Source organism: Variovorax sp. V118, assembly GCF_041154445.1.
In the GTDB taxonomy this organism is placed as follows: domain Bacteria; phylum Pseudomonadota; class Gammaproteobacteria; order Burkholderiales; family Burkholderiaceae_C; genus Variovorax; species Variovorax boronicumulans.
The window spans coordinates 3,936,559-3,949,270 of sequence record NZ_AP028663.1 but is presented as its reverse complement, the minus strand read 5'-3'; the positions used below and the strand labels follow the sequence as shown (position 1 = coordinate 3,949,270).

The window sequence follows — 12,712 nt, the reverse complement described above, 5'->3', positions numbered from 1 at the left end:
TTCAGGCGCGTGGTTGTTGCATCGCGTTGCGGTACCACTCGTGGAACTGCTGCATGCCGTCTTCCATGGGGCTCTGGTAGGGGCCGGTTTCGTTGTCGCCGCGCAGCATGAGCGCGCGGCGCCCGGCGTCCATGCGCTCGGCGATCTCGTCGTCCTCCACGCAGGTTTCCATGTAGGCGGCCTGCTGGGCCTCGACGAACTCGCGCTCGAAGGCGACGATTTCCTCGGGGTAGAAGAACTCGACCATGTTGAGCGTCCTGGTCGGGCTCACCGGGTGCAGCGTCGACACGGTGAGCACGTGCGGGTACCACTCGATCATCACGTGCGGGTAGTAGGTGAGCCAGATCGCGCCGTACTTCGGCGGCTTGCCGTCGCGGTACTTGAGCAGTTGCTCCTGCCACTTCTGGTAGACCGGGCTGCCCGCGCGGCCCAGGCGGTTGGCCACGCCCACCGTCTGCACCGAGAACTCGGGCTTGAACTCCCAGCGCAGGTCGTCGCAGGTGACGAAGCTGCCCAGGCCGGGGTGGAACGGGCCGACGTGGTAGTCCTCGAGGTAGACCTCGATGAAGGTCTTCCAGTTGTAGTTGCACTCGTGCAGCTCGACGCGGTCGAGCGCGTAGCCCGAGAAGTCGAGGTCGGCCTGCGGGCCCAGGCCCGCCATGTCGGCCGCCACGTCGCGGCCGCTGCCGTCGGCGTTCTTCTCGAACAGAAGACCGTTCCATTCGGTGAGCGGGTAGTTGTGCAGGTTCAGGCACGGGTCCTGGTCGAAATGCGGGGCGCCGATCAGCGTGCCGGTGGTGCGCGCGTCTTTGGCGGCGTAGGTCCAGCGGTGCAGCGGGCAGACGATGTTGCCGCCGGTCTGGGTGTCGAGCTGGCCCCGGCCCTGCAGGATGAGGGCCTGGCGGTGGCGGCAGACGTTCGAGATGAGCTCCACGCCCTTGGGCGTGTGGACCAGCGCGCGGCCCTGGTGTTCTTGCGGCAGGGTGTGGAAGTCACCCGGCTCGGGCACGGCCAGTCGGTGCCCGACGTAGCGGGGCCCTCGCGCGAAAAGGTTCTGCATTTCGCGGGCGTACAAGGCCTCGTCGAAATACGCGGTAACTGGAAGTTGGCTCGCGGCCTGCTGCAGTTGAAGACTTAAATCAGACATGGAGGACCTGACCAAGCTCCCCACAGGGAGAAAAAAGAAAAAAACGGAAGGCGCCGTCTGCAAGGGTGACGGCCCGAAGAGGTGTGCCGGTGCGACCGGCGGGGGAAGCGGGGATTGTACCCGGGGGGCATTTTTGCGCCCGCCGGGTTTTGGCCTCGCATCCCCGGGCGTCATACAGGGTGTTGCAAAGGGTCGCGCGCGCGTGCGCAGGCTGCCCGGCGGTTCGTTGCGCCCCCGCCCTAAAATGTTCCGTTTCATCCACGATTCGTTGCATGCCCAAGGTGCCTTCTCCTTCCACGACCAGCCCGGCGGCCACGCCCGACACCGGGCCGCTGCCCGCCAGCTACGAAGCCGGGCTCCAGGAACTGGAACAACTGGTTGCAGAACTCGAATCGGGCCAGCTGCCGCTGGACCAGCTGCTGGGCAGCTACCAGCGCGGCGCCGCACTGCTCGGCTTCTGCCGCGACAAGCTGCAGGCGGTCGAGGACCAGATCAAGGTGCTCGACGCAGGCAGCCTCAAGCCCTGGACGGCCGAATGAGCGCCGTCCCGATGACTTCCACCGCCATCACCCCCTGGGACGCGAAGACGCTGGCCGGCTGGGCCGAGCCTCATCTGGCGACGGTCGAGGCGGCGCTGTCGCGCTGGGTCGGCGTCGATGCGCCGGTGCTGCTGGGTGACGCCATGCGCTATGCCGTGCTCGACGGCGGCAAGCGGCTGCGGCCGCTGCTGGTGCTCGCGGCCAATGAAGCGGTCGGCGGCAACGCCCACGCCGCGCTGCGTGCGGCCTGCGCCACCGAACTCATCCACGCCTATTCGCTGGTGCACGACGACCTGCCGTGCATGGACAACGACGTGCTGCGCCGTGGCAAGCCCACCGTGCACGTGAAGTTCGGCGAAGCCGACGCGCTGCTCGCGGGCGACGCGCTGCAGGCGCTGGCCTTCGAGCTGCTCGCGCCCGAGGGCGACGAGGTGCCCGCCGCGATGCAGGCCCTGCTGTGCCGCCTGCTGGCGCGCGCCGCTGGCAGCCAGGGCATGGCCGGCGGCCAGGCCATCGACCTGGCCAGCGTCGGCATCGCACTGAACGAAACCCAGCTGCGCGAAATGCACCGCCTGAAGACCGGCGCGCTGCTGCAGGGCAGCGTCGAGATGGGCGCCGCCTGCGGCACCGTGTCGCCGGCCGCGCTGGCGGCGCTGCGCGACTACGGCGCCGCCATCGGCCTGGCGTTCCAGGTGGTCGACGACATCCTCGACGTCACCGCCGACTCGCAAACCCTGGGCAAGACCGCCGGCAAGGACGCCGCAGCCGACAAGCCCACCTACGTGTCGCTGCTCGGCCTGGACGGCGCGCGCGCGCAGGCGAGCCAGCTGCTCGCCGATGCCATCGCCGCACTGAACAAGAGCGGCCTGGCCGACACCTCGGCACTGCGCGCCCTGGCCCACATGGTGGTCGACCGCGACCGCTAGGATGAAACTTACCCCCAGTCTTCGCGCACTTCGTGTCGCTTCGCCAACCCCCTTTCAGGGGGCGACACCAGCAGCCCGGCAAAGCCGGTTCTGCGGTGTCTCCCCGACTGAATCGCGGCAGTTTCGTGCGCCGCGCGTCATGCGATGCGTGATGGAACACTGAGAAAAGAAAAACCATGGCTCCGCTGCTTCCCACTCTCCACGACCCTTCGCCGATCCGCCAGTACGACCGGGCCCAGCTCAAGCAGCTGTCCGACGAGGTGCGCGCCTGCGTGCTCGACAACGTCTCGCGCACCGGCGGCCACCTGAGCTCCAACCTCGGCACGGTCGAGCTGACGGTGGCGCTGCACCATGTGTTCAACACGCCGCACGACCGGCTGGTGTGGGACGTGGGCCACCAGACCTACCCGCACAAGATCCTCACGGGCCGGCGCGAGCGCATGCCCACGTTGCGCCAGCTCGGCGGCATCTCGGGCTTTCCGCAGCGCACCGAGAGCGAGTACGACACCTTCGGCACCGCCCACTCGTCGACCAGCATCTCGGCCGCGCTCGGCATGGCCATGGCCGCCAAGCAGAAGGGCGAGAAGCGCCATGCCGTGGCCATCATCGGCGACGGCGCGCTCACGGCCGGCATGGCCTTCGAGGCGCTCAACAACGCGGGCGTGTGCGACTGCAAGCTGCTGGTCATCCTGAACGACAACGACATGTCGATCAGCCCGCCGGTGGGCGCGCTCAACCGCTACCTCGCGCAGCTCATGAGCGGCAACTTCTACGCCGCCGCCAAGAGCGTCGGCAAGAGCGTGCTGCGCAATGCGCCGCCGCTGTTCGAGCTGGCCAAGCGCCTGGAGCAGCATGCCAAGGGCATGGTCGTGCCGGCCACGCTGTTCGAGCAGTTCGGCTTCAACTACGTCGGCCCCATCGACGGCCACGACATCGACTCGCTGGTGCCCACGCTCGAGAACCTCAAGCACCTGGACGGTCCGCAGTTCCTGCACGTCGTCACGAAAAAAGGGCAGGGCTACAAGCTGGCCGAAGCCGACCCGGTGGCCTACCACGGCCCGGGCAAGTTCGATCCGCAGGTGGGGCTGGTCAAGTCGACCACGGCGGCCAAGCAGACCTTCACGCAGGTCTTCGGCCAGTGGCTGTGCGACACGGCCGCGCACGACGGCCGCCTCGTGGGCATCACGCCCGCGATGCGTGAAGGCTCGGGGCTCGTGGAGTTCGAAAAGCGCTTCCCCGACCGCTACTACGACGTCGGCATCGCCGAGCAGCACGCCGTCACCTTCGCGGCCGGCCTGGCCTGCGAGGGCCTCAAGCCCGTGGTCGCGATCTACTCGACCTTCCTGCAGCGCGCCTACGACCAGCTGATCCACGACGTGGCGATCCAGAACCTGCCCGTGGTGTTCGCGCTCGACCGCGCGGGCCTCGTGGGCGCCGACGGCGCGACGCACGCGGGTGCGTACGACATCCCGTTCCTGCGCTGCATTCCCAACATGAGCATCGCCTGCCCGGCCGACGAGCGCGAGTGCCGCCAGCTGCTGACGAGCGCCTACGAACAGAACCATCCGGTGGCCGTGCGCTACCCGCGCGGCGCGGGCGCCGGCACCACGCCGCATCTCACGCTCGACGCGCTGCCCTTCGGCAAGGGCGAGGTCCGCCGCGAAGGCCAGCGCATCGCCATCCTCGCCTTCGGCACCTTGCTGTACCCGGCGCTCACCGCGGCCGAGTCGCTCGACGCCACCGTGGTCAACATGCGCTGGGCCAAGCCGCTCGACGTCGAACTGCTGCTGCAGGTCGCGGGCACGCACGACGCGCTCGTCACGCTTGAAGAGGGCGCCATCATGGGCGGCGCGGGCAGTGCGGTGGTCGAGGCCCTGCAGGCCGCGGGCGTGCAGAAGCCGGTGCTGCAACTGGGCCTGCCCGACCGCTTCATCGAGCACGGCGATCCGGCCAAGCTGCTCGCATCGATCGGCCTCGATGCCGACGGCATTGCCGCCGCGATCAAGAAACGCTTCGTTTGACAAGAGGTCGCAGGGTAAACCCCCGCCGGCCACCTGTAAGCGCGTTTTTACAATCAAAAGGACTCACAAAAGTCCCTGACGCGGTCACAAGCCGCGTTTTGTTTTTTCCAAAGCACTCGGAGTGAATTCAATGGATCGTCGTTCCCTCATCAAAAACGCCGGCATCGCGGGCGTTCTGGCTGCCGGCATCGCGCCCGCGGTTCACGCGCAAGCCACCGTTCGCTGGCGTCTCGCATCGAGCTTTCCCAAGTCGCTGGACACCATCTTCGGCACCGCCGAGGTGTTCTCGAAGAGCGTGAGCGACATGACGGGCGGCAAGTTCCAGATCTCCGTGCACGCGGGCGGCGAGCTGATGCCCGCCTTCGGCGTGGTCGACGGCATCCAGAGCGGCGCGGTCGAAATGGCGCACACGGCGCCTTACTACTTCTACGGCAAGGACCCGACCTTCTGCCTGGGTTGCGCCGTGCCCTTCGGCATGAACACCCGCCAGCAGAACGCCTGGATGTACGAAGGCAACGGCCTGAAGCTGATGCGCGCCTTCTACGCCAAGTACAACATCATCAACCTGCCGGGCGGCAACACGGGCGCGCAGATGGGCGGCTGGTTCCGCAAGGAAATCAAGTCGGTCGCCGACCTGAAGGGCCTGAAGTTCCGCACCAACCCGTTCGCCGGCAAGGTGCTCGAGCCCTTCGGCGTGATCCCGCAATCGATCCCCGGTGCCGACCTGTACCCCGCGCTCGAAAAGGGCACGCTCGACGGTCTCGAATGGGTCGGCCCGTACGACGACCAGAAGCTGGGCTTCAACAAGATCGCCCCGTTCTACTACTACCCCGGCTGGTGGGAAGGCGGCCCCGAGCTCGACTTCTACATCAACACCAAGGCATGGGAAAGCCTGTCGGCCGATTTCAAGGCCGTGGTCGAAGCGGCTGCCGCGCACGCCAACATCACGATGACGGCCAAGTACGACGCCAAGAACCCGATCGCGCTCAAGCAGCTCGTGGGCTCGGGCACCAAGCTGCGTCCGTTCTCGCAGGACGTGATGAACGCCGCCTTCAAGTCGGCCCAGCAGATCTACTCGGACCTGAACAACAGCAACCCCGAGTGGAAGAAGATCTACAGCGACTGGTCCAAGTTCCTGGCCGACCAGAACGCCTGGTTCCGCTACACCGAAGGCACCTTCGACCGCTTCATGCAACAGCAGAAGCTGTAAGGCACGCGGCGCCGCAACCCGGCGCTTCGCACCTCACAAGAAAAAAAGCCCCGCCGGTTTCGGCGGGGCTTTTTTCATTTGGACGCGGGGTCGGGGTCGGGGTCGGGTTCGGGGGAGGGCGGTGGCGCGGACGGCAGCGTGCGCATCGCCACCTGTTCGCCGAACGCGATCAGCACCTGCGGGTCGTAGGCATGGAACCAGGTGATGCCGCCGAAGCGCCGGCGCACCAGCAGGCGCGGCGCGATCACGCGCTCGAGCATGCGGATGTGCACCAGCTTGAGCTGCGCCACGTCCTGCGCGCTCACGCGCTTGTTCCACAGCCAGGTCTGCGTCAGCACGTCGCCTTCGAGGCGGGTGCGGCTGTAGACGATCCAGTAGCCGACCCAGATCACGCACAGGCCCGCCACGCCGAAGACGAACAGGCTGGTGGCCGACCAGCTGGTGGTGCGCAGCGACGGCAGGCTCCACAGCGCGAAGGCGAAGAGATCGACCACCAGCACCACCGCCAGCGTGCGCAGCAGCGGCGGGAAGGCGGCGCTTTCGAGCGGGCCGCCTTCTGTCGTCGCGGGGTGGTCGTTCGGGGCGTCGCCGGGGCGGGCGTCGCTCACGGCTTGGAAGCTTCGCCCGCCGCCGGGGCCGCCGGCGCCGGCGTTTCCTCGGGCGTCTTCTGGTTGCCGAACGGGTCTTCCATGTTCACGCCGTTGTCGGTGGCGGGCGGCGCGTTCGGATCGACCGGCATGTCGAGGTTGACCTTGTCGATGTCGACGACCTTTTCCTTCTCGAGGAACACGGTCACCGTCTGCGGGAAGAAGATCACGATGGCCACCAGCAGCAGCTGCATCACGACCCAGGGCACGGCGCCCAGGTAGATGTCGCGCGACTCCACCTTCTTGGGCAACGCCCCGTTCTTGAACAGGGTGTCGGCGATGCCCCGTAAATAGAACAGCGCGAAGCCGAACGGCGGGTGCATGAACGAGGTCTGCATGTTCACGCACAGCAGCACGCCGAACCAGACCATGTCGATGCCCAGCTTGTGGGCCACGGGGCCCAGCAGCGGCAGGATGATGAAGGCGATCTCGAAGAAGTCGAGGAAGAACGCCAGGAAGAACACGAAGATGTTGACCGCGATCAGGAAGCCGATCTGGCCGCCCGGCAGGCCCGAGAGCATGTGCTCGATCCACTTGGCGCCGTCCACGCCCTGGAACACCAGCGAGAACACGCGCGAGCCGATCAGGATGAACACCACCATCGCCGTGAGGCGCATGGTGCCTTCCATCGCGTCCTTCATCAGCGCCCAGTTCAGGCGCCGGTGAATGAGCGCCAGCACCAGCGCGCCCACCGCGCCCATGGCGCCGGCCTCGGTCGGCGTGGCGATGGCCTTGTCCATGAAGGGCAGGCCGCCCATCGAGCCGAGCACCGCGAAGATCAGGATGGCCGAGGGGATGATGCCGCGCAGGCATTTGCCCCACAGCGCCCAGCCGTGCAGCGTGCGCGCCGTGGCGGGCAGGCCGGGCACGTAGTGCGGGCGGATGCGCGAGACCAGGAAGGTGTAGATCGCGAAGATCACCACCTGCAGGATCGACGGACCCCAGGCGCCCTTGTACATCTGGCCGACGTCGGTACCGAGCTGGTCGGCCATGACGATCAGCACCAGCGAGGGCGGCACCAGCTGCGTGATGGTTCCCGAGGCGGCGAGCACGCCGGTCGAGTAACGCATGTTGTAGCCGTAGCGCATCATGACCGGCAGCGAGATCATCGCCATCGCGATCACCTGGCCGGCCACCGTGCCGGTGATGGCGCCGAGGATGAAGCCCACGATGATCACCGAGTAGCCCAGGCCGCCGCGGATCGGGCCGAAGAGCTGGCCCATCGAGTCGAGCATGTCCTCGGCGAGCCCGCATTTCTCCAACACCGCTCCCATGAGCGTGAAGAACGGAATGGCCAGCAGCGTCTCGTTCGACAGGATGCCGAACACGTTGAGCGGCAGGTTGGCCATGAAGCCGGCCGGGAACCAGCCCATCTCGATGGCGAAGAAGCCGCAGATCAGGCCGAGGGCCGAGAGCGAAAACGCGACCGGAAACCCGATCAGCATGATCACCACGAGCCCCGCGAACATGATCGGGGCGAAATTTTCCATGTGCATGATGTCTACGTGTCCTGCTGTGCGGGAAAGGTCGGGGCGGTCTGGCGAAGCGCGACGAACGCCATCACTGCACCGGCTTCTCGTAGTGCGTGTTCATCTCGATCAGTCCGCGCAGGTAGGCGATGCGCTTGATGATCTCGGCGACACCTTGCAGGAACATCGTGCAGAAACCCACGGGCATCAGCAGCGCGGCGGGCCAGCGGATCAGCCCGCCGATGTTGCCCGACATCTCGCCCGACACCCAGGTGTTCCAGAAGAACGGCCAGGTGAGGTAGGTCAGCAGGCCCATCACCGGCAGCAGGAAGAAGGTCAGGCCGAACAGGTCGACATACACCGGCCCGTGGCCCTTGAGCTTGCCGTAGATGATGTCCACGCGCACGTGCTCGTTGAAGCGCAGCACCACCGGCGCACCGAGCATCACGGTGGCGGCGAACAGATACCACTGAATCTCGAGGAAGGCGTTGTTGCTGAAGTCGAAGCCGTACCGGACGAAGGCATTGGCGGCCGAGATGAGCGACGCGGCCAGAACGGCATAGCCGGCAAATTTGCCGAGTTTTTCGCTGACCCAGTCCATGACGGCCGCGAATTTGAGGAATACAGACAAGGGGTGTCTCCCGCGAAGCCCAAGGTGAAGCGCCGGCCCCTGGTGGGGGCTGCGCGCAAAGCCCGCAATGGTATCTCGGTGAACCTTAGTATTGCCTTGACACAAACTCGGGTTTACCCGGAATCCGCGTCGTCAGAGGGCCTGTCGGGCGGTCGCCATAATGGCCCATGTCTTCGAGCCCGCCGCCTTCGACGCCCTTCGGTGCGGCGAGCCCGCCCCTGTCGATCGACTCCCCCGACATGCGCCGCGCCGGCCGCGACCTGCTCTCGCTGGCCCTCATCGACGCGCGCAACCACACGCTGCACCTGCTGTCCCTGTTCGAACAGGCGTTGGGCGAAGCCATGCGCGTGCCGCCGCAGCCGGGCGTGGTGCCGCCGGTCTGGCTGGCGGGCCACATCGGCTGGTTCGCCGAATGGTGGATCGGGCGCAACACCCAGCGCGCCTTCGGCATCGACTGCCCCGTGCGCCCCACGCGGCTGGCCGCCATCGACCCCGACGCCGACGACTGGTGGAACCCGGCCCAGGGCGCGGCCGAGCGCTGCTGGTCGCCCGACCTGCCGGGCCTGGGCCAGACCAAGGCCTACCTGCTCGAAACCCTCGAAAGCACGCTCGAGCTGCTCGAGAACGCCGCCGAGACCGACGCCGGCCTGTACTTCTACCGGCTCGCGCTCTTCCATGAAGACCTGCGCGGCGAGCAGCTCGTGGTGCTGGCGCAGACGCTGGGCCTGCCGCTGAACATCGAGCAGCCGCCCACCGCCGTCACGCGCGAGCCGCTGCTGCTGCCGGCCACACGCTGGGAGCTCGGCCTGCCCGAGCACAGCGGCTTCCTGTTTGCGCAAGAGGGCGCGGCGCACCGCGTCGACGTGCCCGAGTTCGAGATCGACGCCCAGCCCGTCACCTGGGACCAGTACATCGAGTTCGTCGACGACGGCGGCTACGACCGCGAGGAACTGTGGCACAGCGACGGCTGGCGCTGGCTCGCCGCGCAGACCGAAGGCCGGCGCGGGCCGCGCCATGTGGAGCAGATCGGCGTGTCGCGCAACGGCACCGGCGGCTCGGTGCTGCAGCAGCGCTTCGGCGTCACCGTGCGCGCGGCCGGGCACCACAGCGCCGTGCACCTGAGCTGGTGGGAGGCCGACGCCTGGGCGCGCTGGGCCGGCCGGCGCATCGCGACCGAGGTCGAATGGGAAATCGCCGCCCACACGGCCGCGCGGCGCGGCTTTCGCTGGGCCGATGTGCACGAGTGGACGGCAGGCACGCTGCAGCCCTGGCCGGGCTTCCGGGCCGATCCGTGGAGCGCCGGTGGCGAGTTCGATCCGGTGGCCGCCTTCGGCCGGGCGCGCGTGCTGCGCGGCGCCTCGTTCGCGACGCGTGCGCGCCTGCGCTCGCCGCGCCGCCGTGGCTTTGCGCTTCCCGATGCCGACGACGGCTTCTTCGGCTTCCGTACCTGCGCGCTGTAGCCGCCTTCAGGGCCGCTCGCCGCCGGCCTCCGACGACAGCGGCGGCGCCACTTCCTCCAGCGGCTTGCGCTCCGCATCGGCCGCGTAGCGCAGCGCCAGCAGCCCCGCGACGATGACCAGCACGGCACCGATCAGGTAGCCCACCATCACCGCGCCGCGGCTGCCGGTCTCGATCAGCATCCCGAACAGCACCGGCGCCGCGAAGCCGCCCGCGCCCATGCCGATGGCGTAGAAGATCGCGATGGCCATGGCGCGCATCTCCAGCGGGAACACCTCGCTCACGGTCAGGTAGGCCGAGCTGGCCGCCGCCGACGCAAGAAAGAACACCGCCGACCAGCACAGCGCCTGGCTGCGCGCGTCGAGCCAGCCCTGCATGAAGGCCCAGCCCGTGAGCGCCAGGCCCACGCCGGCCAGCACATAGGTCAGCGCGATCATCCTGCGCCGGCCCACGCTGTCGAACAGCGGGCCCAGCAGCAGCGGCCCGAGCACGTTGCCAAGCGCAAACGGAAAGATGTACAGCGCCACGCGGCCCTCGGCCACGCCGTAGAAGCGCGTGAGCACCAGCGCGTAGGTGAAGAAGATCGCGTTGTAGAAAAAGGCCTGCGACACCATCAGCGCCGTCGCCACCACGCTGCGCGCCGGGTAGCGCCGCAGCAGCACGCGCGCCACCTCGCGCATCGGCGGGCTGTTCTGGCGCGCGGCGGTGTACACGACGTGGCCTTGCGCGGTGGGCAGCGGGCCGTGCTGCACTTCGACTTCGCGCTCAATGTCCGCGACGATGCGCTCGGCCTCATCCGCGCGTCCGTGCGCGATGAGCCAGCGCGGGCTCTCGGGCACATGGCGCCGCACCAGCAGGATGGCCACCGCCAGCACCGCGCCCAGCGCGAAGCCCGCGCGCCAGCCCCACACGGGGCCGATCACGCGCGCATCGAGCAGCACCAGGCTCAGCGCCGCACCGAGCGCCGCACCGATCCAGAAGCTGCCGTTGATCGCGAGGTTGACGCGCCCGCGCACGCGCGCCGGAATGAGTTCGTCGATGGCCGAGTTGATGGCCGCGTACTCGCCGCCGATGCCCAGCCCGGTGACGAAGCGGCACAGCGCAAAGAAGGCGAAGTTGGGGGAGAAGGCCGTGGCCAGCGTGCCCAGCGTGTAGACCACGAGCGTGAGCAGGAAGAGCTTCTTGCGACCGAGCCGGTCGGTGAGCCGACCGAAGACCAGCGCGCCGATCACCGCGCCCGCGATATAGATCGAGCCCGACCAGCCGATTTCTGAGGCCGTGAGTCCGAGCGTGTCGGGCCGCTCCAGCACCGCGCCGATGGAGCCCACCAGCGTGACCTCGAGGCCGTCGAGGATCCAGGCCACGCCCAGCGCGATCACCACGCGCCAGTGCCAGCGCGACCACGGCAGGCGGTCCAGGCGGGCAGGGATGTCGCTGCGCAGAACCGTCATGCGGGACATTATGCGAAGCGCATCACCCCCGCGTTGTAGGACCGGCGCTGCAATGCGCCGGTCCGCTCACAGGTGCTTCAGGCCGCGACGGCCGCCGTCACCTGCCGGATGCCCATCGCTTTCAGCGTGTCGGCAATGGCCGCCACCGCGCCCGGAATGCCCGCGTCGCCGAAGTGCCCCATGCAGCCCACGCGGAAGGTCTCGACCTGCGTCAGCTTGCCGGGGTAGAGGATGTAGCCGCGCTTCTTCACCTCCTGGTAGAAGGTCTTGAAGTCGTAGTTGGCATCGTCGGGTGCGTGGAAGGTGACGATGATCGGTGCCTGGATGGCCGGGTCGAGAAAGGGCCGGAAGCCCAGCGTGGCGAGGCCGTCGACCAGCGCCTTGCAGTTGCGCGTGTAGCGCCCGCCACGCGCGGGCAGGCCGCCTTCCTCGATGTACTGCGCGATGGCGGTGTCGAGCGCGGCCACCACGTGCGTGGGCGGCGTGAAGCGCCACTGCGTGGTCTTCTCCATGTAGACCCACTGGTCGTACAGGTCCATGCTCAGCGAGTGGCAGTTGCCTTCGCACTTCTCGAGCGTGCTGCGCTTGATGACGACGAAGCCCATGCCCGGCACGCCTTCGAGGCACTTGCCCGAGGCGGCGACCACGGCATCGAAGGGCGTCTTGCGCGCGTCGATCCCCAGCGCGCCGAAGGAGCTCATCGCATCGATGATCAGGCCGCGCCCATGCTTGGCGACCACCAGCGCGATCTCGTGCAGCGGGTTGAGCACGCCGGCGCCGGTTTCGCAGTGCACCACCGCGACGTGCGTGATGCTCGGGTCGGCCGCGAGGGCGCGGTCGACGTCGGCGGGCGAGACCTGCTTCTCTTCGGTGTAGTCGATGGTGGTGAGCTTGCGGCCCAGCACCTTGCAGATCTTGGCCAGGCGCTGGCAGTAGGCGCCGTTGCTCGGCACCAGCACATGGCCGTTGCGCGGCACGATGGTGCCGATGGCCGCTTCGACCGAGAAGGTGCCGCTGCCTTGCAGGGGCACGCATTCGTGCGTGCCCGTGCCGTGCACGATGTTGAGCACTTCCTTGCGGATGCGCGCCGTGATCTGGTTGAAGTCGGCGTCCCATGAACCCCAGTCGCGCAGCATCGCTTGGCGGGTGCGGTCCGAGGTGGTCAGGGGGCCGGGCGTGAGCAGGATGGGGTGGGCGGCTTGACTCATGGTGT

General features: G+C 68.0%; 11 protein-coding genes. 5 read left to right on the top strand and 6 right to left on the bottom strand.

Annotated elements, in window-relative coordinates; translation table 11 throughout:
• Position 1 precedes the first annotated feature (1 nt).
• Complete coding sequence (locus ACAM52_RS18335) at positions 2-1,147, bottom strand: aromatic ring-hydroxylating dioxygenase subunit alpha (RefSeq protein ID WP_062468820.1); 1,146 nt, start codon at positions 1,145-1,147, stop codon at positions 2-4.
• A 272-nt stretch (positions 1,148-1,419) separates the two neighbouring features.
• Between ACAM52_RS18335 and xseB the strand changes: the two genes are divergently transcribed.
• From xseB to ACAM52_RS18315, 4 genes are all read left to right on the top strand, one after another.
• Positions 1,420-1,686 (top strand): exodeoxyribonuclease VII small subunit, encoded by a 267-nt coding sequence (xseB, locus tag ACAM52_RS18330; protein WP_062468817.1) that lies wholly within the window; start codon positions 1,420-1,422, stop codon positions 1,684-1,686.
• 11 nt (positions 1,687-1,697) lie between these two features.
• Positions 1,698-2,612, top strand: coding sequence for a polyprenyl synthetase family protein (locus ACAM52_RS18325; protein ID WP_369644205.1), 915 nt, complete (start codon positions 1,698-1,700; stop codon positions 2,610-2,612).
• A 176-nt stretch (positions 2,613-2,788) separates the two neighbouring features.
• On the top strand, positions 2,789-4,633 hold the full coding sequence (gene dxs / locus ACAM52_RS18320) for a 1-deoxy-D-xylulose-5-phosphate synthase (protein WP_159277877.1): 1,845 nt from the start codon (positions 2,789-2,791) through the stop codon (positions 4,631-4,633).
• A 130-nt stretch (positions 4,634-4,763) separates the two neighbouring features.
• Positions 4,764-5,843: a TRAP transporter substrate-binding protein gene (locus tag ACAM52_RS18315; protein ID WP_062468808.1), complete on the top strand. Its 1,080-nt coding sequence runs from the start codon at positions 4,764-4,766 to the stop codon at positions 5,841-5,843.
• 74 nt (positions 5,844-5,917) lie between these two features.
• Here ACAM52_RS18315 and ACAM52_RS18310 read toward each other — a convergent pair whose 3' ends face one another.
• The 3 genes from ACAM52_RS18310 to ACAM52_RS18300 form a co-directional block, all read right to left on the bottom strand.
• Positions 5,918-6,451, bottom strand: a complete 534-nt coding sequence (locus ACAM52_RS18310) for a hypothetical protein (RefSeq protein ID WP_369644204.1) — start codon at positions 6,449-6,451, stop codon at positions 5,918-5,920.
• Positions 6,448-7,986, bottom strand: coding sequence for a TRAP transporter large permease subunit (locus tag ACAM52_RS18305; protein WP_062468805.1), 1,539 nt, complete (start codon positions 7,984-7,986; stop codon positions 6,448-6,450). Before ACAM52_RS18305 ends, ACAM52_RS18310 begins: the two co-directional genes overlap by 4 nt.
• 64 nt (positions 7,987-8,050) lie before the next feature.
• A complete protein-coding gene (locus ACAM52_RS18300) occupies positions 8,051-8,590 on the bottom strand; it encodes a TRAP transporter small permease subunit (RefSeq protein ID WP_070061823.1) in 540 nt (179 codons plus the stop codon).
• 167 nt (positions 8,591-8,757) lie between these two features.
• Here ACAM52_RS18300 and ACAM52_RS18295 point away from each other — a divergent pair, with 167 nt between their 5' ends.
• Positions 8,758-10,050: an SUMF1/EgtB/PvdO family nonheme iron enzyme gene (locus ACAM52_RS18295; protein WP_369644203.1), complete on the top strand. Its 1,293-nt coding sequence runs from the start codon at positions 8,758-8,760 to the stop codon at positions 10,048-10,050.
• Between the two features lie 6 nt (positions 10,051-10,056).
• Here the strand turns inward: ACAM52_RS18295 and ACAM52_RS18290 are convergent, their stop codons facing one another.
• Entirely contained in the window at positions 10,057-11,499 is a 1,443-nt protein-coding gene (locus ACAM52_RS18290; RefSeq protein WP_369644202.1) for an MFS transporter, read from the bottom strand.
• Between the two features lie 77 nt (positions 11,500-11,576).
• Complete coding sequence (locus ACAM52_RS18285; RefSeq protein WP_369644201.1) at positions 11,577-12,707, bottom strand: 2-aminoethylphosphonate--pyruvate transaminase; 1,131 nt, start codon at positions 12,705-12,707, stop codon at positions 11,577-11,579.
• Positions 12,708-12,712: the final 5 nt, after the last annotated feature.

Bases quoted from the DNA above. Each gene is read 5' to 3' on its own strand.
- ACAM52_RS18335 (WP_062468820.1), bottom strand. From the start codon at position 1,147: ATGTCTGATTTAAGTCTTCAACTGCAGCAGGCCGCGAGCCAACTTCCA.
- xseB (WP_062468817.1), top strand. From the start codon at position 1,420: ATGCCCAAGGTGCCTTCTCCTTCCACGACCAGCCCGGCGGCCACGCCC.
- ACAM52_RS18325 (WP_369644205.1), top strand. From the start codon at position 1,698: ATGACTTCCACCGCCATCACCCCCTGGGACGCGAAGACGCTGGCCGGC.
- dxs (WP_159277877.1), top strand. From the start codon at position 2,789: ATGGCTCCGCTGCTTCCCACTCTCCACGACCCTTCGCCGATCCGCCAG.
- ACAM52_RS18315 (WP_062468808.1), top strand. From the start codon at position 4,764: ATGGATCGTCGTTCCCTCATCAAAAACGCCGGCATCGCGGGCGTTCTG.
- ACAM52_RS18305 (WP_062468805.1), bottom strand. From the start codon at position 7,986: ATGCACATGGAAAATTTCGCCCCGATCATGTTCGCGGGGCTCGTGGTG.
- ACAM52_RS18295 (WP_369644203.1), top strand. From the start codon at position 8,758: ATGTCTTCGAGCCCGCCGCCTTCGACGCCCTTCGGTGCGGCGAGCCCG.
- ACAM52_RS18290 (WP_369644202.1), bottom strand. From the start codon at position 11,499: ATGACGGTTCTGCGCAGCGACATCCCTGCCCGCCTGGACCGCCTGCCG.
- ACAM52_RS18285 (WP_369644201.1), bottom strand. From the start codon at position 12,707: ATGAGTCAAGCCGCCCACCCCATCCTGCTCACGCCCGGCCCCCTGACC.